Origin of the sequence: Roseovarius litorisediminis, from assembly GCF_900172295.1 — a bacterium.
Taxonomy (GTDB): domain Bacteria; phylum Pseudomonadota; class Alphaproteobacteria; order Rhodobacterales; family Rhodobacteraceae; genus Roseovarius; species Roseovarius litorisediminis.
The window spans coordinates 1-26,434 of the sequence record NZ_FWFL01000004.1 but is presented as its reverse complement, the minus strand read 5'-3'; the positions used below and the strand labels follow the sequence as shown (position 1 = coordinate 26,434).

Annotated in this window: 29 protein-coding genes, 1 tRNA gene and 1 pseudogene; 15 read left to right on the top strand and 16 right to left on the bottom strand. The window is 57.3% G+C overall.

All coding sequences use genetic code 11. The features are described 5' to 3' along the window. Nucleotides 1-83 precede the first annotated feature (83 nt). The 9 genes from yajC to PEL8287_RS08615 all read left to right on the top strand — a co-directional run bounded on the left by yajC (nt 84) and on the right by PEL8287_RS08615 (nt 6,917). Nucleotides 84-365 carry a preprotein translocase subunit YajC gene (gene yajC, locus PEL8287_RS08655; RefSeq protein WP_085892004.1) on the top strand — a complete coding sequence of 94 codons (282 nt, stop codon included), beginning with the start codon at nt 84-86 and terminating at the stop codon, nt 363-365. A gap of 38 nt (nt 366-403) precedes the next feature. Further along, on the top strand, nt 404-3,037 hold the full coding sequence (secD, locus tag PEL8287_RS08650) for a protein translocase subunit SecD (protein WP_085892003.1): 2,634 nt from the start codon (nt 404-406) through the stop codon (nt 3,035-3,037). After that, a complete protein-coding gene (locus PEL8287_RS08645; RefSeq protein WP_085892002.1) occupies nt 3,030-3,791 on the top strand; it encodes a sulfite exporter TauE/SafE family protein in 762 nt (253 codons plus the stop codon). Before secD ends, PEL8287_RS08645 begins: the two co-directional genes overlap by 8 nt. 1 nt (nt 3,792) lies before the next feature. After that, nucleotides 3,793-4,146: an Mth938-like domain-containing protein gene (locus PEL8287_RS08640; protein WP_085892001.1), complete on the top strand. Its 354-nt coding sequence runs from the start codon at nt 3,793-3,795 to the stop codon at nt 4,144-4,146. 67 nt (nt 4,147-4,213) lie between these two features. Next, on the top strand, nt 4,214-4,831 hold the full coding sequence (ccmA, locus tag PEL8287_RS08635; protein WP_085892000.1) for a heme ABC exporter ATP-binding protein CcmA: 618 nt from the start codon (nt 4,214-4,216) through the stop codon (nt 4,829-4,831). Next, nucleotides 4,828-5,484 (top strand): heme exporter protein CcmB, encoded by a 657-nt coding sequence (ccmB, locus tag PEL8287_RS08630; protein ID WP_085891999.1) that lies wholly within the window; start codon nt 4,828-4,830, stop codon nt 5,482-5,484. The genes ccmA and ccmB overlap by 4 nt, the downstream gene beginning before the upstream one ends. A gap of 14 nt (nt 5,485-5,498) precedes the next feature. Further along, the gene (locus tag PEL8287_RS08625) at nt 5,499-6,236 is read left to right on the top strand and encodes a heme ABC transporter permease (RefSeq protein ID WP_085892303.1); all 738 of its coding nucleotides are present in this window, start codon (nt 5,499-5,501) and stop codon (nt 6,234-6,236) included. Beyond that, nucleotides 6,236-6,391 (top strand): heme exporter protein CcmD, encoded by a 156-nt coding sequence (gene ccmD, locus PEL8287_RS08620; protein ID WP_085891998.1) that lies wholly within the window; start codon nt 6,236-6,238, stop codon nt 6,389-6,391. Before PEL8287_RS08625 ends, ccmD begins: the two co-directional genes overlap by 1 nt. Further along, nucleotides 6,384-6,917, top strand: a complete 534-nt coding sequence (locus PEL8287_RS08615; protein WP_085891997.1) for a DsbE family thiol:disulfide interchange protein — start codon at nt 6,384-6,386, stop codon at nt 6,915-6,917. Before ccmD ends, PEL8287_RS08615 begins: the two co-directional genes overlap by 8 nt. Before the next feature lie 93 nt (nt 6,918-7,010). On the opposite strand, the gene PEL8287_RS20445 is transcribed toward PEL8287_RS08615, so the two are convergent. From PEL8287_RS20445 to acnA, 3 genes are all read right to left on the bottom strand, one after another. After that, nucleotides 7,011-7,145 (bottom strand): hypothetical protein, encoded by a 135-nt coding sequence (locus PEL8287_RS20445; RefSeq protein ID WP_268877801.1) that lies wholly within the window; start codon nt 7,143-7,145, stop codon nt 7,011-7,013. Nucleotides 7,146-7,280: 135 nt separating this feature from the next. Continuing rightward, nucleotides 7,281-7,673, bottom strand: a complete 393-nt coding sequence (locus PEL8287_RS08610; protein WP_176228593.1) for a Hint domain-containing protein — start codon at nt 7,671-7,673, stop codon at nt 7,281-7,283. 357 nt (nt 7,674-8,030) lie between these two features. Beyond that, a complete protein-coding gene (gene acnA, locus PEL8287_RS08600; RefSeq protein WP_085891994.1) occupies nt 8,031-10,778 on the bottom strand; it encodes an aconitate hydratase AcnA in 2,748 nt (915 codons plus the stop codon). Between the two features lie 219 nt (nt 10,779-10,997). Here acnA and PEL8287_RS08595 point away from each other — a divergent pair, with 219 nt between their 5' ends. Continuing rightward, on the top strand, nt 10,998-11,693 hold the full coding sequence (locus PEL8287_RS08595) for a DUF1223 domain-containing protein (protein ID WP_085891993.1): 696 nt from the start codon (nt 10,998-11,000) through the stop codon (nt 11,691-11,693). Between the two features lie 32 nt (nt 11,694-11,725). Here PEL8287_RS08595 and PEL8287_RS19975 read toward each other — a convergent pair whose 3' ends face one another. Together PEL8287_RS19975 and purB are read right to left on the bottom strand one after the other, a co-directional pair. Beyond that, nucleotides 11,726-11,893 (bottom strand): hypothetical protein, encoded by a 168-nt coding sequence (locus PEL8287_RS19975; protein WP_176228594.1) that lies wholly within the window; start codon nt 11,891-11,893, stop codon nt 11,726-11,728. 62 nt (nt 11,894-11,955) lie between these two features. Further along, nucleotides 11,956-13,263 carry an adenylosuccinate lyase gene (gene purB, locus PEL8287_RS08590; protein WP_085891992.1) on the bottom strand — a complete coding sequence of 436 codons (1,308 nt, stop codon included), beginning with the start codon at nt 13,261-13,263 and terminating at the stop codon, nt 11,956-11,958. Between the two features lie 81 nt (nt 13,264-13,344). Here purB and PEL8287_RS08585 point away from each other — a divergent pair, with 81 nt between their 5' ends. Next, on the top strand, nt 13,345-13,773 hold the full coding sequence (locus tag PEL8287_RS08585) for a DUF6314 family protein (protein ID WP_085891991.1): 429 nt from the start codon (nt 13,345-13,347) through the stop codon (nt 13,771-13,773). 3 nt (nt 13,774-13,776) lie between these two features. Then, nucleotides 13,777-14,514, top strand: coding sequence for a heme-dependent oxidative N-demethylase family protein (locus PEL8287_RS08580; RefSeq protein ID WP_085891990.1), 738 nt, complete (start codon nt 13,777-13,779; stop codon nt 14,512-14,514). A 20-nt stretch (nt 14,515-14,534) separates the two neighbouring features. Here the strand turns inward: PEL8287_RS08580 and PEL8287_RS08575 are convergent, their stop codons facing one another. The 6 genes from PEL8287_RS08575 to PEL8287_RS08550 all read right to left on the bottom strand — a co-directional run bounded on the left by PEL8287_RS08575 (nt 14,535) and on the right by PEL8287_RS08550 (nt 19,842). Further along, nucleotides 14,535-14,969 (bottom strand): glyoxalase superfamily protein, encoded by a 435-nt coding sequence (locus PEL8287_RS08575; protein WP_085891989.1) that lies wholly within the window; start codon nt 14,967-14,969, stop codon nt 14,535-14,537. Between the two features lie 204 nt (nt 14,970-15,173). Beyond that, nucleotides 15,174-15,908 (bottom strand): hypothetical protein, encoded by a 735-nt coding sequence (locus PEL8287_RS08570; RefSeq protein ID WP_085891988.1) that lies wholly within the window; start codon nt 15,906-15,908, stop codon nt 15,174-15,176. A 130-nt stretch (nt 15,909-16,038) separates the two neighbouring features. Next, nucleotides 16,039-16,827, bottom strand: a complete 789-nt coding sequence (locus PEL8287_RS08565; RefSeq protein WP_139837766.1) for a lytic murein transglycosylase — start codon at nt 16,825-16,827, stop codon at nt 16,039-16,041. A 130-nt stretch (nt 16,828-16,957) separates the two neighbouring features. Further along, nucleotides 16,958-17,821: a hypothetical protein gene (locus PEL8287_RS08560; protein WP_085891986.1), complete on the bottom strand. Its 864-nt coding sequence runs from the start codon at nt 17,819-17,821 to the stop codon at nt 16,958-16,960. A 222-nt stretch (nt 17,822-18,043) separates the two neighbouring features. Continuing rightward, nucleotides 18,044-19,450, bottom strand: a complete 1,407-nt coding sequence (gene glnA / locus PEL8287_RS08555) for a type I glutamate--ammonia ligase (RefSeq protein WP_085891985.1) — start codon at nt 19,448-19,450, stop codon at nt 18,044-18,046. Nucleotides 19,451-19,503: 53 nt separating this feature from the next. Then, entirely contained in the window at nt 19,504-19,842 is a 339-nt protein-coding gene (locus PEL8287_RS08550; RefSeq protein ID WP_085891984.1) for a P-II family nitrogen regulator, read from the bottom strand. 172 nt (nt 19,843-20,014) lie between these two features. Between PEL8287_RS08550 and PEL8287_RS08545 the strand changes: the two genes are divergently transcribed. Next, nucleotides 20,015-21,586 (top strand): NAD(P)H-hydrate dehydratase, encoded by a 1,572-nt coding sequence (locus PEL8287_RS08545; protein WP_085891983.1) that lies wholly within the window; start codon nt 20,015-20,017, stop codon nt 21,584-21,586. Between the two features lie 154 nt (nt 21,587-21,740). Here the strand turns inward: PEL8287_RS08545 and PEL8287_RS08540 are convergent, their stop codons facing one another. Further along, a complete protein-coding gene (locus PEL8287_RS08540) occupies nt 21,741-22,244 on the bottom strand; it encodes a Hint domain-containing protein (RefSeq protein WP_085891982.1) in 504 nt (167 codons plus the stop codon). Nucleotides 22,245-22,420: 176 nt separating this feature from the next. On the opposite strand from PEL8287_RS08540, the gene PEL8287_RS08535 reads away from it, so the two are divergent. After that, a tRNA-Leu gene (locus PEL8287_RS08535) sits at nt 22,421-22,504 on the top strand. Nucleotides 22,505-22,597: 93 nt separating this feature from the next. Here PEL8287_RS08535 and PEL8287_RS08530 read toward each other — a convergent pair. The 4 genes from PEL8287_RS08530 to PEL8287_RS08515 form a co-directional block, all read right to left on the bottom strand. Further along, on the bottom strand, nt 22,598-22,939 hold the full coding sequence (locus tag PEL8287_RS08530; protein WP_085891981.1) for a DUF427 domain-containing protein: 342 nt from the start codon (nt 22,937-22,939) through the stop codon (nt 22,598-22,600). 53 nt (nt 22,940-22,992) lie between these two features. Beyond that, nucleotides 22,993-24,795, bottom strand: coding sequence for an aminopeptidase P family protein (locus PEL8287_RS08525; protein WP_085891980.1), 1,803 nt, complete (start codon nt 24,793-24,795; stop codon nt 22,993-22,995). A gap of 556 nt (nt 24,796-25,351) precedes the next feature. Next, complete coding sequence (locus PEL8287_RS08520; protein WP_085891979.1) at nt 25,352-25,738, bottom strand: hypothetical protein; 387 nt, start codon at nt 25,736-25,738, stop codon at nt 25,352-25,354. A 27-nt stretch (nt 25,739-25,765) separates the two neighbouring features. Then, nucleotides 25,766-25,987 (bottom strand): hypothetical protein, encoded by a 222-nt coding sequence (locus PEL8287_RS08515; RefSeq protein WP_139837744.1) that lies wholly within the window; start codon nt 25,985-25,987, stop codon nt 25,766-25,768. Nucleotides 25,988-26,028: 41 nt separating this feature from the next. Here PEL8287_RS08515 and PEL8287_RS08510 point away from each other — a divergent pair. Then, a pseudogene (locus PEL8287_RS08510) lies at nt 26,029-26,253 on the top strand (transposase); the annotation flags it as partial. Between the last annotated feature and the right edge of the window lie 181 nt (nt 26,254-26,434).

Here is a 26,434-nt window from a genome sequence, read left to right as displayed (position 1 = left end):
CCTTGCAAATGGGTCTTTGGGGCCATAGGTTCCGTCAAAATTCGCGGGGGTGTCCCCGCCCGAGACACGAAGGATATCACCCCATGGAAGCGTTCGGCCAATTTGTTCCGCTCATTTTGATTTTTGCGATCATGTATTTTCTCTTGATCCGTCCACAACAGAAAAAACTCAAGCAACACAAGGCAATGGTTGATGCCGTACGAAAGGGAGATCAGGTCATCACCCAAGGTGGTATGTTCGGTAAGGTCTCGCGGGTCAAGGATGCCGACGAAGTCGAATTGGAAATCGCAACCGGTGTCAAGGTTCGGCTGGTGAAATCCACCATCGCTCAGGTGTTGTCCAAGACTGAACCTGCTGACAGCTGATTTTACGCCCAAAATTAACCCGTTGAAAAGGCAGGACAATGCTTCAAATCGATCTGTGGAAACGCATCGTGATCTGGGGTCTCGTCGCCTTGGGTCTATTGATGGCCCTGCCGAACGGATTCTATTCCCGGGTTGAAAGCCACAACGACGCTGTCGCTGCCATTGCGGAAGGTACCAAGACTGCTGCCCTGACCGAACAGGCGGCGCAGTGGCCCAGCTGGATGCCTTCGGGGTTGGTTAATCTGGGTCTTGATCTGCGTGGTGGTGCACATCTTCTGGCCGAGGTCAAAGTGGCCGATGTCTATCAGTCCCGTATCGAAGGTATGTGGCCTGAAATCCGTGATATGCTGCGTGAAGAGCGGGATCGGATCGGTCCCATTCGTCTTCAGCAGGTAGATATACCCGAGCTTCGTGTTCGTCTTGTGGAAAAACCGGCAGAGGTTGAATACGCGGCTGGCCTCGTTCGCGGGCTTGCCCGCCCGGTCACCAGCCTGACGGGTGTTGGTGCCAGTGACATTGACGTGACTGTCGATGGTGATCAGATTGTCGTCACGCTGAGCGAAGCCGAACGTCTGGCCACCGATGAACGCACCGTTCGTCAGGCGCTTGAGATTATCCGCCGCCGGATTGACGAGGTAGGCACACGCGAACCCACCATTCAGCGTCAGGGCGCCGACCGCATCCTGATTCAGGTGCCAGGTGTCGGCAGCGCTGCTGAACTGAAACAGATTATCGGGACAACGGCGCAGCTTACGTTTCAACCCGTTGTCAGCCGCACCGGTAATGCCAATGAACGTGCCGGGGCAGGCAACGAGGTATTGCCGTCTCTGGACGAAGAAGGCAGCTATTATATCCTGGAATCTGCCGCTGTCGTGACCGGTGAAGAGCTTGTCGACGCACAGCCCGATTTTGACCAGAATGGGCGCCCGGCCGTGTCTTTCCGGTTCAACCCGACAGGCGCACGCAAATTCTGTACCTACACAGGTGATAACGTTGGTGCCCCGTTTGCAATCGTATTGGATAACGACGTGGTTTCGGCGCCACGTATCAACGAGGCGATCTGCGGTGGCTCTGGCATTATCACCGGAAATTTCTCGGTTGAGGAAAGCACAAATCTGGCGGTGCTTTTGCGCGCGGGTGCGCTGCCTGCCGGGTTGGATTTTCTGGAAGAGCGTACCGTCGGCCCGGAACTGGGCGCCGACAGTATTGAAGCGGGCAAAATTGCCTGCATTGTCGCGTTTGTACTGGTGCTGGTTTTCATGTTCCTCAGCTATGGCACCTTTGGTATTTTTGCCAATATCGCCCTGATCATCAACGTTGGCCTGATTTTCGGCCTGCTTAGCATGGTCGGCGCCACCCTGACTCTTCCGGGCATCGCCGGGATCGTGCTGACCATCGGGATGGCCGTGGATGCCAACGTACTGGTGTTTGAGCGCATCCGCGAAGAAATGAAAAGGGCACGTGGCCCGGCCCGGGCGATCGAACTGGGGTATGAAAAGGCACTAAGTGCTATTACCGACGCCAATATAACCACCTTTATCACTGCCGTGATCCTGTTTGTAATGGGGAGCGGTCCGGTGCGTGGTTTTGCAATTACCCTGGGTTTGGGTATCATCACCTCGGTCTTTACCGCGATTTTTGTGACGCGCGCGATTGTCGTAATCTGGTTTGATCGCCGTCGCCCGAAAACCGTGCTTGAAGGGCGTGCACTACGGATGGTGCCGAAAGAAACCAGATGGGATTTCTTCCGCCGTTGGAAAATGTCCATAGGCGCATCGGTTTTGCTGATTGTTGTCGCGGCAGCCTCGTTTGGGGTGCAGGGGTTAAACTATGGCATTGATTTCCGCGGGGGTACGACAATCCGGACGGAAAGTGCCCAGCCGGTTGATATCGCCGTATACCGGTCTGCGATCCAGACGCTGGAACTGGGAGATATCTCGATTACCGAGGTTTTTGATCCCACGTTCCGGGAAGATCAGAACGTAGCGATGGTTCGCATTCAGGCGCAGGACGGGGAAGAAAGCGTGTCCGCAGATGTCACTCGGACTGTTGAGGCCGCGTTGCAAGGCGCTGTCCCTGATCTCAAATTCACCTCGGTCGAAAGCGTTGGCCCCAAAGTTTCGGGTGAACTGATCCAGACGGCGGTGATTGCGGTGATCCTGGCCATCGCTGCGGTGCTGGTTTACATCTGGTTGCGGTTCGAGTGGCAGTTTGCCGTCGGCGCCGTTGCTGCACTGGTACATGATGTGGTGCTGACCATCGGTGTCTTTTCAGAATTGCAGATACAGTTTGACCTTGCGATCATTGCGGCGCTTCTGACAATCGTGGGCTATTCGCTTAACGACACAGTCGTGGTTTTTGACCGGGTCCGCGAGAACCTGCGCAAATACAAACAAAAGCCGCTGAGCGAAGTACTGAACCTGTCGATCAACGAAACCCTAAGCCGTACAGTCATGACTTCGGTCACCACACTGCTGGCGTTGCTGGCACTCTATTTCCTGGGCGGTGACGTGATCCGCGGGTTTGTCTTTGCGATGATCTGGGGTGTGGTCGTGGGGACTTACAGTTCGGTCTTTGTGGCCAGTACGATCCTGTTGTGGCTGGGGGTCAAGCGCGACTGGTCCAAACCGGATGCCAATACCGGTAACCAGTTTGCCAACGTGGATGCCTGATCTGCTTAATTCTGTTTTGGCCACACCTGGCCTGATCTGGTTGGTGCTGGCGATTGGCTGCGCAGGTATCGTACGCGGGTTCACCGGATTTGGCACCGCGCTGATTTTTGTGCCTGTGGCCGGTATTTTCCTGAGCCCCCAACATGTTATCGCAATCATAACATTGACGGGAATTGCCAGTACAAGCGCATTGTTGCCGCGTGCCTGGGGGCAGGCCAACCGGCCTGAAGTGGGTATTCTGGCACTTGCAGCTCTGGTCACTGTACCCGCTGGGCTTTGGCTGTTGGACCGGCTGGATCCGGTGACAATCCGCTGGATTGTTGCTGCCGTGGCCGCAACCACATTGTCGGCACTCGTGGCCGGATGGCGATTTTCCGGCCAAATGAACCGGCCGGGTTTGCTTGCCATCGGGGCCGTTGCCGGAGTGATCGGGGGTCTGACCGGGTTGACCGGGCCGGTCGTGATCCTGTTCTATCTTGCGGGGCAATCCGCAGCGCAATCGGTGCGGGCCAACACCATTCTTTTTCTGGCCGCGCTGGATTTCGTCATTGTTTCAAACCTTTTGCTGCGTGGTACGGTCGAATGGCCCACGGTTGCGCTGGCGGTGACTCTGGCGGTACCCTACTTCATCACCTCGCTGATCGGTCAATCCATGTTTGACCCAAAGCGCGAGCGTTTGTACCGATGGGCCGCCTATGGGGTAATCGGGCTGGCCGTTCTGAGCGGCTTGCCGGTATGGGGGAGCGGAGTTTGACATGCAGCTGAACGAGATCACCTTTTCTCAGGCTACGCCGATTGATGGCTATGGCCCTGGATTTTTTCGCGTGGGCGGACAGGTGATGCAGGGCGCGATATGTGTAACAGTATCGGGTGCAAATTCATGGGGTGGATATGCCGATCAGCAGGTTCTGCTGGACATGGCCGGTGATATTGATGTGCTTTTCATTGGCACCGGACCTGAAGTTGCCCATATGCCCGCAGAATTGCGAACCCGTCTTGAAGCGGCGGGGGTGGGCGTTGAAACAATGAATTCTCCCGCAGCCTGCCGCACCTACAACGTGCTTTTGTCCGAAGGGCGCCGCGTGGCGGTGGCCCTGCTGCCGGTGTGAAAAGTGTCGCGGTGCAAGAGGCGTATGCGCCTTTTCGCGCCCCATTCTTTGCGCTAAGCACATGCCCATGGGGATAAAGGTTTCCGATCTGACAATTGCGCGTGGCGGCATCAAGGTGCTGGAAGGTCTCTCGTTTCAGCTGGCGGCGGGACAGGCGCTGGTGCTGCGTGGGCCTAATGGTGTGGGCAAGACAACGTTGTTGCGCACCATTGCAGGCCTGCAACCACCAGTCTCTGGTCGTATAGAATCTGCGGTCGACACGTTGGTCTATGCGGGACATGCGGATGGAATCAAGGCCACGCTGACGGTATCCGAGAACCTGAAGTTCTGGGCGCAGGTCTTTGGGAACGCGGATATTTCTGCAGCTCTTGAAGCATTTGAGCTAACGCCTTTGTCAAACCGGCCTGCGGGGGCGCTGTCGGCCGGGCAGAAACGGCGGTTGGGGCTGGCGCGGCTGTTGGTTACGGGGCGTGATGTCTGGATTCTGGATGAACCCACCGTGTCGCTGGACGTGCAGGCGGTTGAGATGTTTGCGGCTGCCATCCGCGAACATTTAAGGCAAGGGGGATCGGCCCTGATTGCCACCCACATCAACCTTGGCTTGGACGAGGCCCGAATATTGGACGTCGGTCCTTACCGCGCCAAAGCCTTGGAAATAGATGATTTTGACGGAGCCTTTCTGTGATTGCCTTGCTCATCCGTGATCTTCGGTTAGCGATGCGCGCCGGCGGTGGTTTTGGTCTGGGGTTGGCATTTTTCCTGATCGTCGTTGTGCTGGTACCCTTTGGCGTCGGTCCGCAAAGCACGCTTTTGTCGTCCATCGCGCCGGGCATCCTGTGGCTGGGTGCGCTTCTGGCATGCCTGCTGTCACTGGATCGGATCTTTGCCCTGGACTGGGAGGACGGCAGCCTGGATCTGCTGGCCACGGCCCCCCTGCCGATGGAGGCAATTGTGACCATCAAGGCACTGGCCCATTGGCTGACCACGGGCTTGCCCCTGGTTTTGGCTGCGCCGGTCTTCGGCCTATTGCTCAGTTTGCCCGAGGCAGGATATAAACCGTTGATATTATCACTCTTTTTGGGCACGCCCGCGCTGAGCGTCATCGGGACGTTTGGTGCCGCCCTGACTGTAGGATTGAAACGCGGCGGGCTGCTGCTAAGCCTTCTTGTTTTGCCGCTTTATGTGCCCACATTGATCTTTGGGGCCGAGATGGCGCGCCGAGGGGCGGCGGGACTGGATGTGACGACGCCATTGCTGATGCTGGCAGGGATCACCTGCGGCACCATCGCGCTTTTGCCTTTTGCTTCGGCTGCGGTACTAAGGGTCAACTTGCGCTAGGTATGGGAATAGGGATGAACCTGAACGCACTCTGGGAATATGCCAATCCCAAGAAATTTATTTCGACAACGGACCGGGTTCTGCCTTGGGTATCGGTGCTTTCGGTAACAGCTTTGGCCGCCGGACTGATTTGGGGATTCTTCTTTACACCCGAAGATTACCGGCAGGGCTCGACCGTAAAAATCATTTATATTCACGTGCCTAGCGCGTTGATGGCGATCAATGCCTGGCTGATGATGCTGGTGACTTCGCTGATCTGGATTGTCCGGCGGCATCATGTGAGTGCGTTGGCGGCAAGGGCGGCCGCACCCGTGGGGATGGTGATGACGGTGATTGCGTTGCTGACCGGCGCGATCTGGGGGCAGCCGATGTGGGGCACATGGTGGGCATGGGACCCGAGGTTGACCAGTTTTTTGATCCTTTTTCTCTTTTATCTAGGATACATAGCCCTTTGGGAAGCGATCGAGAATGACGACACAGCTGCTGATCTGACCAGCATACTGTGCCTTGTCGGGTCAGTTTTCGCCCTGCTTAGCCGCTACGCGGTGAATTTCTGGAATCAGGGATTGCATCAGGGCGCATCAATGAGCCTGGATAAAGAAGAGCATGTTGCCGATGTTTTCTACTATCCGCTACTGGTTTCTATTGCTGGATTTGTATTACTTTTCATAGCGCTAGTCCTGTTGCGCACCCGTACGGAAATCCGCGCACGGCGGATGCGGGCGCTGCTGGCGCGCGAGAGGATGGGATAATGCCTGATCTGGGAAAATATGCCGAAACCGTTTTGTCGGCCTATGCGGTGTCGATTGCGCTGTTGATTGTGCTTGTTACGGTTAGCTTGTGGCGCGCAAAACGGGTAAAAAAACAGCTGGAAGACGTTGAAATGAAAGCGAAAAGGAATGGCTAAATTTTCACCTTTGATGGTTTTGCCAGTGGTGATTTTCGCTGGCTTTGCCGGGTTGGCCTTTGTCGGGCTGAAACGCGAAAATCCGGACGGGCTGCCGTCTGCGCTAACTGGCAGGCCAGCACCAGCGGTTGAAGTCACTCAGCTGGGTCGGGAAAAAGTATTTAATGACAAAGACTTGCGCGACGGTGAAGTAAAACTGGTCAACTATTGGGCCAGTTGGTGCGCGCCGTGTCGGGTGGAGCATCCCAATCTGGAGAAACTGGCCGAAAGTGGTGTCACGATTTATGGGGTGAACTACAAGGATAAACCCAGTAACGCTTTGAAATTCCTGGAAGAACTTGGAAATCCCTATGCCGCCGTAGGCGCGGATGAAAGCGGCCGCATGGCACTAAACTGGGGTGTTTACGGTGTGCCCGAGACGTACATCATTGATGGCGAAGGAAAAATCGTCTTGCGCTTTGCCGGGCCGATCACCAGTCGGGTGATGGAAAGCACCATCCTTCCTGCCATTGAGGCCGCGCGCTGAATCGTACGATTTGCACGCATCGTACGCGGATTTCGTACGCGATTCAGGGAGTTTGCCGGATACCGCGTACGAAACGCACGAATTGGGCGCGGATCAGCGATCGCAGCGCTCTTCGAACGAGGTTCCGGAAAGCGAACAATGTTCGGCCGATCCGGTTTCGCCCTGTGCGCCAATCACAGCCACAAATGTTAGGATCGCTGCCTGAATGATGATGAGTGTCATACGCATGTCGCCAGCTCCTGAAACCTGTTGCAAACAGATTTAGGTGACATGGATATCGATTGAAGGGGAAAACCCGCCGTGTTGCCGTCACAGCTGCGTTATCGGCGGGTTTCCGTCAATGCGAGGAAGGGGCCGGGCCGCTTATGCGATCAACGGTTCCGGGCTGCTCTCGGGTTCGCCAATCGAAATTCCCATCCTTTCAAGGACAACCTCTGGCACCAGCCGCTGCTTGGAAATCCGCGGGGCGGGCATCTCAGCAATAATCCGTTTGGCGCCGTAGAGATCGAGATATTCGGGGTAGTTGTCAAAAGCTTGCCTGCCGATGTAGTCGACAAAGGTCCCAGTTGGGGCGCCATTGGCGAGGATGACGTCGTGGTTTTCGGTCTCGATGTGGTAGACGGTGAAGTTGTCAGGCAGTTCGGCCATGGGTGCTAAATCAATGTTGGTGCCAATGACCATTGCCGAGGCGTTGATCACCGGCCCGTCGATGATAACGCCGTCGGCGGAGCCGTCCCGGGCATCCGCCGCCGCCATCTGCGCGAAATGCCCCGATGATCAGATCGGCATTGCCGTCGCCATCAATATCCCCTGCCGAAGAGACGGAAATACCCGCCAAGTCACCTGCTTCCGTACCAATGAATTTGTACCCAACCATTTTTCTCTCTTTCGTTGAATCACCTTTGGCGAATTCGCGCGACCTGTGCGGACCTTATTGGAAGCCTGGATCGGAAAGCAAGAGCAGGAAGGCGAAGTGATGGGCTTTGGGCACCTCTGGGGTACGGCGCGGGACAGAAACGCTGGCCAGTGTCGCTAGGCAGAAAAAAAGGTGGGCAATTTTGCCCACCGTATCTTTGCAACGTAGTGGTGGGCTGCGTGGCCCACCATCGGAACTCAGGCCGATTTGGCCAGGTTGCGCAGCACGTAGTGCAGCACGCCGCCGTGTTCGATATATTCGATCTCGATCGCGGTATCGATCCGGCATTTGAGCTGGATCTCACGAGTACTGCCATCGGCCATGGTGATGGTGCAGGGCACCTCTTGCAGCGGCTTGATCGTATCGAGGCCCGAGATTGAAACCGTTTCGTCCCCGGTAAGACCCAGAGACTTGCGGTTGTCGCCGCCGGTGAATTCGAACGGGATGACACCCATTCCAACCAGATTGGAGCGATGGATACGCTCAAAGCTTTCGGCGATCACGGCCTTGACGCCCAAGAGGGCAGTGCCCTTGGCGGCCCAGTCACGCGACGACCCGGCGCCATACTGCTCGCCACCAAAGACAACCAGCGGGGTGCCGTTGGCCTGATAGGCCTCGGCGGCGTCAAAGATCGAGGTCTGTGCGCCATCAGGGCCTTTGGTATAGCCGCCTTCGACGCCATCCAGCATCTCGTTCTTGATGCGGATATTGGCGAAGGTCCCGCGCATCATCACCTCGTGGTTGCCACGACGCGAGCCGTAAGAGTTGAACTCGCGCACCGGCACCTGACGGTCGGTCAGATACTTGCCTGCTGGAGTTGATTCCTTGAACGATCCGGCGGGCGAGATGTGATCGGTCGTGACCATATCGCCCAGCAACGCCAGAACCTTGGCACCTTCGATATTGCTGATGGTGCCCGGATCCTTGGACATGCCCTGGAAGTAGGGCGGGTTCTGGACGTAGGTTGATTGCGGCGGCCAGTCGTAGGTTTCACCGGTAGAGGTTTCGACGCCCTGCCATTTTTCATCGCCTTTGAAAACGTCGGCGTATTTCGACACGAAGGCCTCGCGGGTAACGGTTTTTTCGACCAGATCGGCAATCTCTTTCTGAGTGGGCCAGATATCCTTGAGATAGACATCCTTGCCCTCGGGCGTCTGCGCGATCGGATCTTTGGAGATGTCGATATTCATGTCACCGGCCAGAGCATAGGCCACGACAAGCGGCGGCGAGGCCAGATAGTTGGCGCGCACGTCGGGCGAAATACGACCCTCAAAGTTGCGGTTGCCCGACAGGACCGATGTCGCCATCAGATCGCCTGCGGAAATCGCCTTGGAGATCTCTTTCTGCAGCGGACCAGAGTTGCCGATACAGGTGGTGCAGCCATATCCGACAAGGTTAAAGCCGATTTTATCAAGGTCTTCCTGAAGGCCAGCGGCCTCAAGATAGGCGCTGACGACCTGGCTGCCGGGGGCGAGCGAGGTCTTGACCCAGGGCTTGCGGGTAAGGCCAAGCGCGGCCGCCTTGCGCGCCACAAGGCCGGCGCCGATCATCACGTAGGGGTTCGAGGTGTTGGTGCAGGACGTGATCGAGGCGATCACGACCGAACCATCACGAATCTCGTAATCCTCGCCTGCGACCTTTTGCGATTTGCGCGGGTCGATGATCGCATCAGGCACGGGGCCCTCGGCAGCCATATCCTCGGCGGCCTCGCTTTGGTCTTCGCCGCGGTATTCCGAGACCACGTTGAAAAAGTTGTCCGCTGCCTGATCCAGAGCCACGTAATCCTGCGGGCGTTTGGGGCCGGAAATGGCGGGCACGATGGTGCCCATGTCAAGGCTAAGCGTGGCGGTGTAGATCGGGGCGTAATCGACACCACGCCAGAACCCGTTTTCTTTGGCATAGGCCTCTACCAGTTGCACGCGGGCCTCGTCGCGGCCGGTGTTGCGCAGGTAACGCAGGGTCTCATCGTCGATCGGGAAGAATCCGCAGGTGGCGCCGTATTCCGGCGCCATGTTGGCGATTGTCGCGCGATCTGCCAGCGGCAGGTGATCAAGACCCGCGCCGTAGAATTCGACGAACTTGCCGACAACACCCTGGGCGCGCAGCATTTCCACGACCTTGAGCACAAGATCGGTGCCGGTGGTGCCTTCAAGCATCGCGCCGGTCAGTTCAAAGCCCACAACCTCGGGGATGAGCATTGAAATCGGCTGGCCCAGCATGGCGGCCTCGGCCTCGATCCCGCCAACGCCCCAGCCCAGGACCGCTGCGCCGTTAACCATGGTAGTGTGGCTGTCTGTGCCGACAAGTGTATCAGGGTAGGCGACATTTTCACCGTTCTGATCAACGTCGGTCCAGACGGTCTGGGCCAGATACTCAAGGTTCACCTGGTGGCAGATGCCGGTGCCGGGGGGCACGACGCGGAAGTTGTTGAACGCGCCCTGACCCCATTTCAGGAACTGGTAACGTTCCATGTTGCGTTCATATTCACGGTCGACGTTCATCTGGAAGGCGCGGGGGTTGCCAAACTCGTCAATCATGACCGAGTGGTCGATCACGAGGTCAACCGGGTTGAGTGGATTGATCTGCTGGGCGTCGCCGCCAAGGGCGACAATGCCGTCGCGCATCGCAGCCAGATCGACCACAGCGGGCACGCCGGTAAAGTCCTGCATCAGTACGCGGGCCGGGCGATAGGCAATCTCACGCGGGTTCTTGCCGCCTTTGGTGGCCCACTCGGAAAACGCCTTGATGTCATCGGTGCTGACGGTCTTGCCGTCTTCAAACCGCAACATGTTTTCCAGCACCACTTTCAGCGCTGCGGGCAGGCGCGAAAAATCGCCCAGGCCTGCGGCCTCGGCGGCGGCGATAGAATAATACGAAACGCTCTGACCATCTACGGTAAGTGTTTTGCGGGTTTTGGCGGTATCTTGTCCGACGGTAATAGGCATCTGAGCCGTCCTTTCACGATCAAGTCTGGAATTCTCTGGCCCGCTTCTGACCCATTTGAAGAGGTCGATCAAGAGGGCAAACTGTCTTTTGTATACTATTGCACACAATTTAGTCAGATTTCAAGATATCACCGGTGACTCGCGAAACCTTGATTGGTTATTTTCTACCCATCTACTTAAATTAGGCGACGGAGTATATGAATCAGGTTAAAGTGACCCATGCGTAAAATACTTTCCTCTTTGATTGCGGCACTCATGTTGTCGGGCTCTGCCATGGCACAGGATCAGCCGGTCGTGGTGGAACTGTTCACCTCGCAGGGATGCTCATCATGCCCCCCCGCAGATGAGTTGTTGCATGAATTGTCCAAGCGCGATGATGTAGTCGCCCTGGCGATGCATGTGGATTACTGGGATTACATCGGCTGGAAAGACATCTTTGGCAATCCGGCCCATTCCGAACGCCAACGCGCTTATGCCAAAGCGGGCAAGCGGCGGATGGTTTATACCCCGCAGATGATCGTGAACGGAAAAGAACAGGTTGTCGGCAACCGGCCCAAGGACGTGAATGACCTGATCGCCCGCCATCGTGCGACGCCCTCGGAGGTGACGCTGAACGTGGCACGAAACGGGGGGCAACTGAAGATTGAAGCAAGCGCACCTGCGTCAGTCGGCGGCCCGCTGACCGTGCAGTTGGTGCGTTACAAACCCGAGGCCACAGTGGATATCCTGCGTGGCGAAAATGCGGGCCGCACCATGAGCTATTCCAGCATCGTTACAGAATTGAGCATTCTGGAAGAGTGGGACACCAACAACCCCCTGTCGCTGGTAACGCCCGTGTCCGGCGACCTGCCTATTGTGGTGCTTATTCAGCATTATGAACATGGCCCGATTGAGGCCGTTGCGCACCTGCGCTGACGTCACCGAAGGGCCGTGGCCCCGGAAATCAGTTAGCTGGTGGTTTTGGGCAGGCAAGTGCCTGTTTCGCCATCCCAGATAGAACCTTCTGCGCAGGAAATGGCCTGCTTGTGATCGCTAAGATGGCAGCCGCTGCCAGCAAGTCCGGCAGCTGGTAAAAGCATCATTGCCACCACCGCCAAGGTCAGTTTCTTTGCCATGACTTTGCCCTTTGTGGTTGTTGCATTGAAACAACATACCACGAATCAGGGTTAAAAAGAACTCATGCGTCGCCGAATACCCGGGCAAAGATCGTGTCGACATGTTTGGTGTGGTATCCAAGGTCGAATTTCTCTTCTATCTCGGCGACACCTAGTGCCTTTACAACGTCGGCATCCGCCAGCAATTCAGTCTTGAAATCCTTGCGTTCCTCCCAGACCTTCATCGCGTTGCGCTGCACCATTTTATAGGCGTCTTCGCGGCTGACACCGGCCTGAGTCAGGGCCAGAAGTACCCGCTGGCTCATGACCAGGCCGGGAAACTTATTCATGTTTTCCAACATGTTCTCGGGGTATACCAGCAGCTTGTCGATGACCGAGGTCAGGCGCGACAGGGCGAAATCCAGGGTGATCGTGGTATCGGGGCCGATGTTGCGTTCCACCGACGAATGCGAGATGTCACGCTCGTGCCAGAGGGTCACGTTTTCCATTGCCGGCACCACGGCCATACGTACCAGCCGGGCCAGACCGGTCAGGTTTTCGGTCAGCACCGGGTTTTTCTTGTGTGGCATCGCCGACGAGCCCTTTTGCCCGACCGAGAAAAATTCGGCCGCTTCAAGAACCTCAGTACGCTGCATGTGACGGATTTCGGTGGCGACGTTTTCAATGCTGCTGGCAACAACGCCAAGGGCGGCGAAAAACGCGGCATGCCGATCGCGCGGGATCACCTGCGTGCTGATCGGTTCTGGTTCCAGTCCAAGTTTGGCGCAGACGTGTTCTTCGACAGCGGGGTCGATATTGGCGAAGGTGCCAACCGCGCCGGAAATTGCACCGGTGGCGACCTCCATCCGGGCTTTTTTCAACCGGTTCAGGTTGCGGTCCATCTCGGCGTAAAAGCGCGCGAAGGTCAGGCCCATGGTGGTGGGTTCGGCGTGGATGCCGTGGCTGCGGCCGATGCGAATTGTGTTTTTGTGTTCGAGCGCGCGGCGTTTGAGGGCGGCAAGCAGGCCCTTCATGTCGTCGATCAGGATATCGGCGGCGCGCACCAACTGCACATTGAAACAGGTATCAAGCACATCCGAGCTGGTCATGCCCTGATGCACAAAACGGGCTTCTTCACTGCCCACGTGTTCGGCCAGATGGGTCAGAAAAGCGATGACGTCATGTTTGGTTTCGGCCTCGATTTCGTCAATGCGGGCGACGTCGAATTCCACGTCTTTGGCTTTCCAGACCGCGTCAGCGTTTTCGCGGGGGATCACGCCCAGATCGGCCATGGCATCGCAGGCATGCGCCTCGATCTCGTACCAGATGCGGAATTTGGTCTGAGGCGACCAGATGGCAACCATTTCGGGGCGTGAATAGCGGGGAATCATGTGGCGGTCCTTTTGGGATGCTGTAGTGTTGCGCGCGGGTTTAGACTGTGGGCCGGGCGGCGGCAAGACAGGAGCGCCGAGATGAGACGTATTGACCGGACCAGGGCCGGAATTGAGCGCAAGCTGGCGGACTTTGCAGGAAACTGGCGGCTAGAGCGCAAGATCAGCCAAGCGGATGGAACCCGGGCGGTGTTTCTGGGGCAGGCGGACTGGCAGCCCAAGGACGACGGGCTGCTGTGTGTCGAGATCGGGGTGCTGACGCTGCCGGGGCAGGCGCAGATGCAGGCCGAGCGCCGCTATTTCTGGTCGGAGGACCTGTCGGTTTATTTTGATGACGGACGGTTCTTTCATAAGGTGCCTGCCCTAGGCGGAGAGACCGGACACTGGTGCGACCCGGATCAGTATGACGGGTGTTATGACTTTGGGGACTGGCCCGTTTTTCGTGTCACGTGGCGTGTGAAAGGGCCAAAGAAGGATTACAAGATGATCAGTGCGTATGAGCGTGAATGAAACATGAGTGGTATTTTCCAGCGGAGCATTCCGCATGACATCACACCGCGCGCCTTGCCGGGGATCGGGCCGCTTGACGAGGCTGATTGGTTGCAAGCGGATGAAGCGTTTGCGGGCCAGATGGCAGAGCGGGAAAGGTTACTGAGCGTGCGGCGAGATGAAGTGCTGGCGATGACACCGCAAGGTCTGGCGGCAGCGGATGAGTTGTTGAACTACGTGCTGGACTGGCTGGGTAAAAACGCGAAGGACTATCAGGTTTCAACGGATCAGGTGCGACGCCCGGACGGGGTAAGTGTGACGCTGGATCGGGGCGAACCTATGGCCACGCTGGGGCATCTGGTACAAGAGGATTTCTGCCTTTTGGAAAAGCACGGTGATGAACATGTGATGACCGCCGCCGTCCTGTGTTTTCCGGCGAGCTGGCGACTGGCGGATAAGATCGGACGGCCCCTGGGCGCAATCCATGACCCGGTTGAGGAATATGACGAAACGCTGGCCCGACGGGTGCAGCGGCTGTTTGACGGGGTGCAGGTGGGGCGACCGATGTGGCGGTTCAATCTGCTGCATTATGCTGATCCGGCGCTTTTCCAACCAAAGACGCGCACTGAGCGAGGGGGGCCTGAATACGGCACCGAATTCCCTTATCTGCGGTCTGAAAGGCAATCCGTATTACGTCTGCCAAAGTCACTGGCCTGCGTGTTTTCAATCCATACGTATGTGGTGCCGCGCGCCGCTGTATAGCGACGCACAAGCACGAGGCATCAGTCGAGATCAAGCACCACGTGGGGCTGACCGTCTGACGTTTTCTGGTGGGTAACACCATGGGCGTTCACCACACAATTCACCTGACGTCGATACGCGCTGAACCTGTCTGAGGTTACCACATCAACCGGTGCGTCAAAGACCAGTGTCAGGTGATGATGGCCGCCGCTGGCCTGCCGAACGGCCTTGATCCGGGCGGTAAAGGCATGGCCCAGATAGCGCCCCGAGACGGGCTGCCCTACCTGCCATTGCGCAAGGGGCATAGTGCGTGCCGTAGCCGACAGGGTATTCCAGTCGCGGTAGCCCCATTGCTGGGCAATCGCTTCAAGAGCTGTAGCATGGGCGATCGGGGTGCCTTTGTCGGTCAGCGTGGCGCGCAGGCGTCTGGCCTGCGCCTTGAGCGCATCACGGGTGGGCAGAGCAAAGTTGGTCATGGTTCATAATCCCAACGGGTCAATTGGCGATAGACGGGATTCGCATTGCCATCCGGTCATGACCCTGGTCAGGAACTGGAAGAAGAACGTCAGGGCTTCACCACAGCCATTGGGCCTGCGAACGGCGGGGGCCTGCACCCCGTGGGCCACGAATTAGGTAGTCGGGCGCACCCTGTCAAGGCCGTCGGATCAGATGCAAAAACCCTATGATATCGCAATGGCCCCGTCGCGCAGGGCGGCATAGGTCAGTAGAAAAGCGCCAAGCGGCGGGACCTGCAACGCCATGGTCATGCCAAGCGTGTAGATCGTAAGGCGTTTTGGCAGGGAAATTCCGTGCTCAGCCCGAAGGTTAACGTCGATTGGTGTGCTGGCGTGTGTGTCATCGTGATTGTGGGCCTCATCGGGTGGGGCGTGATGGCCGTTGGTTTCGAGAGAGGCGTTTAACGGACACATTTGCGTTCCGGTAACGATGAACCTGTCTTTGTCGCGCGGAAGTATGTCGTGCGGGACGGTATTTTCGCTAAACCGCAGCAAATCTGCGACGGTACGGATCACCTTGCTGCTGACGGGGCGGTTGACGGTGCCATGCAGTAGGGCATCATAGGGAAGCAGATAGCTGAAATGCCCCACGATATATTGGGCAAGCGAATCTATATATCCCGGCACGGGAGCAATATTGGCCTGCCGGGGGGTATGGCCCACAGCCACTATCAAGTGCCATGGCGCATCAGCTGCGGTTGGATCCAGCCAACCAAGAGCCACGCGAACAAGATCGCGGTCGATGATAACCAGATCGCTGCTGATCCAAGTCTGACTGCGTTCCTGGCCATCGACAAGTTGAAACGACGTGTCGAATTCCCTGACAATTGTCGCAAAGTCCAGCTTGGGGCGATTGGCGTATTGCAATGCCGCGACAGTTCCAAACTTATCCCTAGTCATATGTTTACCTGCTTCATTCTTATTCTTTTGGAAACAATAAACGATTGAATTTAGGGGTATTTTTGATCGGACTGTGACCGAACCATGATGCTTTGCGAAATTTTTAAGTCAAGTGTGGCGGTGACAGGGGTTACCCATCTATCTGCGCCGCCATGATGGCGATGGCTTTTTGATAAACGCTGGCAGCATTCCATTCCTTGATCACGGCAAAATTGGGCTGCCCCTGCTGATAACCTTTGCCGGGCTGCCAGCCCTTCTTGCGCAGGTAATTTGCGGTCGAGGCCAGCGCATCGGCCTGACTGTAGAAGTCAACGCGCCCATCTCCATTGGCATCGATGCCGTATTTCAACGCATTGCCAGGCAGGAACTGGGTATGTCCCAATTCGCCGTGTTTGGCGCCTTTGGTGCCGCCCGTGATTGATCCGCGATCGATGAGCGCAAGCGCGCCAATCGCATGGGGGACAAAGAAATCGGAGCGGCGGCAATCATAGGCCAGCGTGGTGATGGCTGAAACCACCGGGCTGTCGCCCATGAAGCCGCCAAAGCCGGTCTCCATCCCGTGAATGGCCAGCAGAACACCGGCTGGCACGCCATACTGGCGTTCAAGTGACATATAGAAATTGGCATTGCGCGCCTTGCGTTTGCGTCCCTGTGCCACGATTGTGGGTGCGCCGCGTATCTGCATGAATTTATCAAGGCTGTATTTGAAACTTTTCTGATTGCGATCTGCCGCGATGGTGCTCTTGGCATAGCGCGCCTCGGCCAGTGCCTGAAGGCCGCGTTGGCCGATACCGGCGCGGGCCGCTTCAGAAGCAAAGGCAGCTTTCCACGCGTCAAACCCACTTGCGTTATTTCCACATTTGGCAGCACGGGCTGGGCCGGTGGGCAAAACTGCGAGAATTATGGCAAGGACAGGCAGAACCGCCGGTAGTCGTGAAAGCACCACACACTCCTTCAAAATATACAGAGCGAGAATAACCGAGTGAAAATCATCGACAAAGACAATTCTGAGGTGAGCGAAGTTTAACCTGTGCGGTACGTGCCAAAAGTTAACCAAATATCCCCTGGACCATTTCCATCGCCTGTGCCGTGCTGCCGTGGATTTGCAAGGTGATGAAGGTGCCAGTCAGCGCGGCGGCCTGTGAGCACAGACGCAGGTTTTCCCCCCTAAGCAGGTTGAAGACAATCAGCGCGGCGCCCACCGGCAGGCAAAACAGCGCGACCGTAAAGGACAGCATCCAGGCGGACAGGCGCAGGGGCGCTGTTTTTTCGCGGATGTCATCCCCGGGGGCGGGCAGTACGCCTATCGCGTCGGGGTCGTCCAGAAAGATCGATCGCAATTCGCCGTGAAGGTCACCTTCGACATCCAGCACCTCGCGCTGGGACAGCCGATTTTGCAAGATGTCATTGGTTTCTTCTATGGCAGGCAGGTCATGCTGTTGAATCGGCGCGCCGCATTCTGCCTGAGCGCAGTGGGAGGGAAACGGCGGCTGGGGTTGGGATGTGGCGACGACAAAATCGGCACTTGAGAGAACAGCGTCTTTTTCGATCCATTGGATAAAGTCAGCTGAAAGGGTCCTGTGCAGTGTTTTGAGAACATGGGCCATAATGGAATCCAGTGTGGGTACGCCATCGTCGGGCACAGCCTTGCCCGGGGCGATGCGCACCGACAGGAAAAGCGCCGGTGGCGCACCGAGCGGGTTTACCGGATGGTCCTCTTGCGTGCTGATCCAGATCTGATAATGCGCGGACGTGATAAGGGAACTGTCATCCGACAGCACCCGAACGCTGGTCACAATCTGGTCGAGCCCCTCGAAGGTATTGCAAACGCGGTTGTTGACCTTGACGATGTCAATGTCGCGTGCGCCCAGAAAGACAAGCCCGGCGCTTACCCAGTTTTTCCCCGTCGCCATAAAAATTCTCAGTGCCAATGGTTTTCATACAAGACCAGTGATGGATGCAGAAATTGTGATCAGTTTGTTTCAAATACGGATACATTGAGGCAATCTTTGATTTTTCACCTTTTTGGTTCGAATTGCGAAACAACAGGAATGATCAACAAAAATGGGCGCCCCGGCAGGGGGCGCCCAAACTGTTCATGTTTAAAACAGGGCAGGTCGGGGTCTGTTATACCCTTAGCAGCTGTAATACATTCCGAATTCAACCGGGTGCGGTGTGTGTTCGTACAGGTGCACCTCTTCCATCTTCAGCGCGATATAGCCGTCGATCTGGTCTTTGGTGAAAACGTCACCGGCCAGCAGGAAGGCGTGATCAGCGGCCAGAGCATCCAGTGCTTCGCGCAACGAGCCACAGACAGTGGGGATGCCTTCAAGCTCTTCCGCAGGAAGATCATAAAGGTTCTTGTCCATTGCTTCGCCCGGATCGATCTTGTTCTTGATGCCGTCAAGGCCGGCCATCAGAAGCGCTGCAAAGCACAGGTAGGGGTTTGCGCTTGGGTCGGGGAAACGGGCCTCAACGCGTTTGGCTTTGGGGCTTTCGGTCCATGGGATACGCACGCAGCCCGAGCGGTTGCGGGCCGAATAGGCGCGCAGAACGGGGGCCTCAAAACCGGGGATCAGACGCTTGTAGCTGTTGGTGCCCGGGTTGGTGAAAGCGTTCAGCGTTTTGGCGTGCTTCAGGATGCCACCGATGAAATACAGCGCCTCCTGAGACAAATCAGCGTATTTGTCGCCCGCAAAAAGCGGCTTGCCATCTTTCCAGATCGACATGTTCACATGCATGCCGCTGCCGTTATCACCGTAAATCGGCTTGGGCATGAAAGTAGCGGATTTTCCGTAAGCCTGTGCCACGTTGTGGATCACATATTTGTATTTCTGCAGCTCATCCGCCTGATGCGTAAGAGTACCGAAAATCAGGCCCAGTTCGTGCTGACAGGACGCCACTTCGTGGTGGTGCTTGTCAACTTTCATGCCAAGACGTTTCATCGTGCTGAGCATTTCCGAACGGATGTCCTGGGCATCGTCGGTCGGGTTAACCGGGAAATAACCACCCTTCAGGCCCGGGCGGTGACCCATGTTGCCCATTTCGAATTCGGTGTCGGTGTTCCACGAGGCGTCGATTGCATCAACTTCGTAGGATACCTTGTTGATAGAATTCGAAAACCGAACATCGTCGAACAGGAAGAATTCGGCCTCGGGGCCCATGTAGGCCACATCGCCAATGCCGCTGGCCTTAAGGTAGGATTCGGCTTTCTGCGCGGTGCCGCGCGGGTCGCGTCCATAGGCCTCGCCCGTGTCGGGTTCAACCACCGAACAATGGACGCAGAGGGTTTTCTCGGCATAGAACGGGTCGACATAAGCGCTGTCGATGTCCAGCATCAGCTTCATGTCGGAAGCTTCGATCGACTTCCAGCCGGCGATCGACGAACCGTCGAACATGAAACCTTCTTCAAGGAAGTCCTCGTCAACCAGATCGGAAACCACGGTCACGTGCTGCAGTTTGCCGCGCGGGTCGGTGAAGCGGATATCGACATATTCGATATCTTCATCTTTGATCTGCTTGAGAATTGCGTCTTTGCTCATTCTCCTGGTCCTTCTTTAGCTTGGGAAATGTTGTTTTGGGATTGGGTTTGATATCAGAGTGCTTCTGAACCGGTTTCGCCGGTGCGGATGCGGATGGCCTGTTCAACGGGGCTGACAAAGATCTTGCCGTCGCCGATCTTGTCCGTCTTGGCAGCTTCGATGATCGCCTCGATGGCGGCGTCGACCTGATCGTCGTCCAGCACGACGTCAATTTTCACCTTGGGCAGGAAATCAACGACATACTCGGCACCGCGATACAGTTCAGTATGGCCTTTCTGACGGCCGAACCCCTTGACCTCGATCACGGAAAGGCCCTGAATACCGGCGTCCTGCAAGGCTTCTTTGACCTCGTCCAGTTTGAACGGCTTGATGATCGCCTCGATCTTTTTCATGTGGGGCCTCCTGTGGCTGCGGTGTTGCGGCCCCTCAGAACACTTCTAATTGGCGCGCTCAATCGGTTAGGGTTGATCAACGCGCGTGAGCGGGAGGCAGGATTTGTGTGTGCACAAAAAATAGGCAGATTGCACGCGATATAAGCGAAATTGAATCGCCGGTGAGGGATATATGACTGAATTACTGACTGCCGCGCAGATGCGGGCCATAGAAACCGCCGCAATTGAGTCGGGTGAGGTGACCGGGCTGGAGCTGATGGAACGCGCCGGGCGCGGCGTGGTTGAGGCGGTATTCGAGGAATGGCCGGAACTGGCCGCGACGTCGCATCGCGCGGTCGTGCTATGCGGGCCGGGCAACAATGGCGGCGACGGGTTTGTGGTGGCGCGATTGCTGAAGGAATGGGGCTGGGAGGTGGAGGTGTTTCTCTATGGCGATCCCGGGAAACTACCACCCGATGCGAAGGTGAATTGTGAGCGGTGGTTGGAGATCGGGGAAGTTGCTGAATGGAATGACAGCGCGATAGAGGATATTCTGGACGAAAGAACCAATGGCCTGGTGATTGATGCACTTTTTGGCACTGGTCTGACGCGTCCGATGCCAGATGACACCCTGCGGACGTGGCGCGGTTTTGTGCCCACTGTGACGCATTACGATACCGCAACCCGCCCCAAATATGTTGCCATTGATGCTCCCAGTGGTTTGTGTACGGATTCTGGTGCAAATTTAGGAGCGTTTCCCGCTGATCTGACGGTCACATTCCATACTGCAAAGGTTGGGCACTACTTGATCAGAGAGGCGCACTACGGTGGTGGCCCGGGGTTGAGTGGAACCGTCGTTGTCAAGGATATCGGTCTGCAACACGAGTATTGCAAAGACATCGTGCAGTTGCTGGAAGGTCCAAAACCGCTGCGACCCAAATGGATGAGCGAACACAAGTATTCGCATGGGCACGCCCTGATCCTCTCGGGCGGTGCAGGCAAAACCGGCGCGGCGCGTTTGGCGGCGCGGGGCGCGCTCAGGATTGGGGCAGGGGTGGTGACGCTTGGCGTGCCGGGGTCGGCACAGCTGGAGGTGGCGGCGCAAATCACGGCAGTGATGTTGAGGTGGGTTGAGGATGACGAGGCGCTGACGGCGGTGTTGGAGGATCAGCGGATCAAGGCGCAGTGTCTGGGGCCGGGGTTTGGATCGGGTGAGCGTGAAAAGGCGTTGATCGGTGCGGCGTTGGAGGCAAAGCGCCCGACGGTTCTGGATGCTGATGCGCTGTCGATCCTGTTTTTCGACGAGGCAGATGCACTGTTTGGCAAGTTGCATGAAAAATGCGTGCTGACACCCCATGCGGGTGAGTTCGCGCGGATGTTCCCGGATATTGCCGAAAAGCTGAACGCACCCGCCATCAAAGGGCCTGCTTATTCCAAAGTGGATGCGACGCGTGAGGCGGCGAAACGGGCCGGGTGCGTAGTGCTGTTCAAAGGACCCGATACGGTAATTGCAGCACCGGACGGGCAGTGCAGCATCAACTCGGCTCACTACGAGCGTGCCGCGCCATGGTTGGCGACAGCGGGGTCGGGCGACGTGCTGGCGGGTTTCATCACCGGGCTGTTGGCGCGGGGATTCCAGCCGATGCAGGCCGCCGAGACGGGGGCGTGGCTGCATGTGGAATGTGCCCGCAGTTTTGGCCCCGGTTTGATTGCCGAGGACCTGCCCGAGGAATTGCCAAAGGTGTTCCGGGATCTGGGCCTGTAGCGGTTCTGAAGGGGAGGGGCGACGCGCAGAGCGCGAAAATTCTGCGAATTTTCGGGTGCGGCTTATAGCAGCCTGCGGTCGGGGCATGCCCGTAAAAGAAAAACCCTCGGACCGCAGAAATCCGGGGGTTTTCCATTGCCCTGGAGGGTAACCTTCAGGCAGCTTTGGGTTTGGCTATTGCCGTTTCGGACGCGTTACTGGCGACCTCGAGCCCGTCGACATAAAGAACATGCGGGCGGTCGAAGGATAATTCATACAGCGTGGTGGTAATGGTGTCACCAAAGGTGACAAATTCGCCGTCCACCAGGCGAGAGGCGGGAACCAGCGCCCTGGAAACCCCAAAGAGTGCCTGCGCGCGCCAGTCGCGGATCAGGATGTTCTGGCCGGCGGACAGGGTGACATCACGCTCCGGGCGTGTATGGCCCAGTGAGCCGGCCTTGATATGTACCGATCGCATGTGAGCGGTATGAGACCGCACCGATTTGACAACCGCCATGCCGCTGTCGCGGGTTATGATGCGCTCACCGGGACATATATCCTGAACCTGTTTTTCGCCCTGCATGGTCATGACAATGCTGTCAGCCATCAGGCCGTTGATTTCTTTTGGGGACTGAGCGGCGGGTTTGCCGTTGTCCCGCCCGACCGTTTTCGGTTTCATGGCGTATCTCGCTTTGTGGCTATTCCGATGTATCCACCGGAATATGGCAAGATTTGGTTGCTGCTGTGCCCTTTCCTTGCCCGATACACCGTGGGGGGCTGCGCATTTTCCGCTCGCATCCGGTGGCAGGCTTTGCTAGAGACCGCGCCAGCGGCATGAAACATGTGGCTGAAATTGCGGGTGTGGCGGAATTGGTAGACGCACCAGATTTAGGTTCTGGCGCCTATGGCGTGGGGGTTCGAGTCCCTTCACCCGCACCAAATTCAATATAAAAAGGTGTTTGATGGCTTGGCCGCTGGCCCCTGCGCCGTGCCGCGCATCTGACAGCACTGCTGTATCGCCCGGGTTTGCAGTCAGACCCTTTCGACTGCGACTGTGTCGCTGGGGTAGAAAGCCAGACAGCCCTTGATGCGGACGGCGTCGAGAGTCGGGTTTTCATAGCTCCAGGCGGCGTTTTTCAAGGTCTGACTTTTGGTGATGATCGAGTAATAGCTGGCATCGCCCTTATGCGGGCAGTGGGTGCTATGATCACTGTCATCCAGAAATGCCATGGCAATATCTTCGCGGGGGAAATAAATCACCGGCGGATAATCGCCTTCGGTCAGTTCCAGTGCGTTTTTCGTCTCGGCCAGAACGGCCCCTCCGGCCCGAACGGTCCACGTACCTTCGGCCTTGCGTATCTTGATATGTCCCATTTTAACCCTCTCCTGAAGTCTTTTGTCTGGCCCCGTTTTGGTACACTGATGTGTCAGAGGAGCTCGGTTGCTTGTGCCAACCATAGACGAGCCGGCTGGGATAGCCGAGGCCCGATTTTGTCGCGGCAGGCGGCGTGATAGCTGTTCAGCCAGTCACGTTCAGGAAGACTTAGCATGTCGATCCGGATCAGGCGCCGGTCAATGGGCACGAAATTCAGGGTTTCAAAGCAGAATTTGCCATCGACATCGCCGCCTGGCAGTTTGTCGGCTTCTTTCACCACCAGCAGATTTTCGATGCGGATGCCAAAAGCGCCTTCGCGGTAATAGCCCGGCTCGTTCGAGACGATCATGCCTGGGCGAAAGGGCACCTCGCTGATGCGCGACAGGCGCTGCGGGCCTTCGTGTACGCACAGATGCACACCCACCCCGTGACCGGTGCCGTGGTTGTAGTCCTGATCGGCCAGCCATAAAGGGTAGCGCGCGATCACATCCAGATCGCGCCCTGCCAACCCCTTGGGAAAGCGCAGGCGGCTCATCGCGATCATGCCCTGCAACACGCGGGTAAAGGCGGCGGTCTCATCCGCGCCGGGGGTGCCCACCGGCAAGGTGCGGGTGATGTCGGTAGTGCCATCCAGATATTGCCCGCCGCCATCCAGTACCAACAAGTCGCCGTCTTGCAGGGTGCGGTTGGTTTTATGTGTCACCCGGTAATGCGCCAGAGCACCGTGTGGGCCCGAGCCTGCGATGGTGTCGAAACTGATATCCAGCAGCTTGCCGGTGGCAGCGCGGCATTCCTCCAGTTTGGTGATCACGTCAATTTCGGTGATGGTGCCAGCGGGCTGATCGTCAAACCACGCAAGAAATTCGCAGACCGCCGCCCCGTCGCGCAGATGAGCGGCACGGGTGGCGGCAATCTCGGCGTCGGTCTTGCAGGCTTTGGGCATCACACAGGGGTCATCGCCCCAATGATGTGCCACACCGGCATCGTCAAGTTGCTGCACGACCCATAAGGGCACCGATGTCTTGTCCAGGCGCACCGGGCCGGTCAGGCTGCGCAGGCCAGGGCCAAAGGCATGGGGCGGGCGGACCACCACGTCATCCCCCAGATGGGCGCGCAGGGTATCATCCACCTTGGCGGGGTCCGTGAACAGTGTCAGGTGGCCGTTGTCGTGCAGAATGGCAAAGGCATGAGCGACCGGATTTCGGGGGATATCGCGACCGCGGATATTGAGCAGCCAGGCGATTGAATCGGGGGGGGTTATCACTGCCGATTCGTGCCCCGCATCTTTCAGCGATGCAGCCAGACGGGTGCGTTTGGCGTCATGGGTGTTCCCGGCCAGATCGGCGGGATAGGGCGTGATCGCACCTTGGGGCGGGGCAGGCTGATCGGGCCAGATCCGGTCAATCAGGTTTTCGGTGGGCTGCAATGTGATCCCGCTTCCGGTCAGGGCTTTTTCCAGAACCTCGATCTGTTCAGCGGTGTAGTGCCACGGATCAAAGCCTACGATGCCGCCCTGCGGCAGGTGATCTTTCAACCAGTCCGCCAGTTTAATCTCGGGCCAGTCGACAGGGGTGAAATGGCGCGTGTCCACCTGCACCTTAGCCTGCACCCGGTAGCGGCCATCGACAAAAACACCTGCCTTGTCGGCCACCACAGCACAAAACCCGGCCGAGCCGGTAAAGCCTGTAAGCCACGCCAGACGGTCATCACAGGGAGCAACATATTCGCCCTGGTGGGCATCGGCGCGGGGCACCAGATATCCAGCCAGCCCCTTATTAGCCATCACCGTGCGCAGGCGTTTCAGGCGGGGCGGCCCCTGATCCGGGCTGGCAGTGTCGTCGAAAGATTGAAACATTTTCAGAAGTCCCCGGCTGATGGTATCGCCTCTTTTTCACCCAGTTGCGCGGAAATGACCAGTGCCGGGTGCAGCGGCGGAATGCTGGGTCTTGTTTTGCAGCAGATGACAAAGAGATTTGAGCCGTCTGGCGCCAGCCACCACATCTTGCGGCAAAAACATTGCGTAACCTTCCTGATCTGCCAGTGAACTGGACAGAGCAGCGTCAGGTACTTGGATTCCCGCACGACTGAGTTCGCGTTTTCCGGCCTAAGACCTCACCGGCAATCGCCCCGGACTCGCTCAGAATAGAGGCGATTTGTGAGGCCTTTGGTGTTCTTTCATCCCGCAACACACAGAAAAACAAACAATAATTTAAAAGTGCGTGGAAACAGCAATTTTAGGAGGACTGAGTGGTGGTGGATACAGTCTTTTGCGAACCGGTCTCATCATTAATTTGCCTGGAAACAGGGAATTTACAGAGAAATCTCGCGATTTTGGCCCATCCCAGCAAGGTTTTACGATTTTTGGCTCAGCTTGGCAGCGCAGTTTCAAAGGGTTATGGAGCAATTCCCTGTTATTGGAGGAACAGGGAATCTTCAGGGGAAGAACAGGGAACGCCGGGCGTAAGACAGGGAATGCCAATCTGATTACAGGGAAGGCATCGGCTGCGCACTCTCGGCGTCATCGAAACCTTGGCGGTTCCAACTCCGGGAGCAGGCTTTTTTTCGTCGCCGTCGTCCGCTGCGTCGGCCCAAGGCAGAGTGATCGCATGGCCGTTTGTCGCGACGCGGGTCTGTTCAAAAAGCTCGAGGTCCTGGACGTTAGTCCAGGCCATGGAGTGAGTTTCAGCGAATTCGGTGAAGCCTGGTTTGCGCTTTGAGATCGCCCGAAACGCTTGCGAGGTCTGCGGCAGCCGATCTCGGGTAAAAAGATTCACATAGGGAAACCCGCCATTGCGCATCGTGTAGCGTCCTGTCCCATCCTTCGATCAGATGGCGGCAAGCGGTTCGGAGCGCCGTTCGATCATCCGTCGGACAGAGGCTTTGAGGCTGAGATCGAGGCTGTCGCGCAGGGGCTCTCCGTCGCGCAGGTGCGCGGTTCGCGACAGGTGCGGGTCCACCATGTGAAACGGCGCCAGAAGTCCGATGGCAAACTGGTTGGCCTGGGTTTCCTGGCGCTGATGCTGCCGCTCTTCCCTGGTTTCACGCATGTCGCTGGTCCGACAAGTGAACCCCGCTGCACCAGACAGGACATGATGTTCCATCGGCGATGACACACCATTCGCATGTGCACGTTATCGTGCCGGGTGGCGGGCTGTCAGCGGATGGCGCCCGCTGGATCCGCTGCCGCCCAGGGTTCTTTCTGCCGGTCAAGGTCCTGTCTCGGTTGTTCTGCCGCCTGTTCCTCGAAGGACTGATGAGGTTGCACCGGGCTGGCAAGCTGCGCTTCTTCGGCGATCTGGTGGGACTGGCAGACCACGGATGACAGCACCAAGTTCAAGCATAAGCCCTTTGCGATGCTGCCATGTAGTGTCTGACGTCAGCGCTTATGGGTCCAAATAGGGTGATTTGATAAGGGAGTGTTCTTGGCTCATCGTAACCACTGAGGAGTGGACGATGAGAAAGACAACTGGAACCCGCAAAAGCCCTGGCGAGAA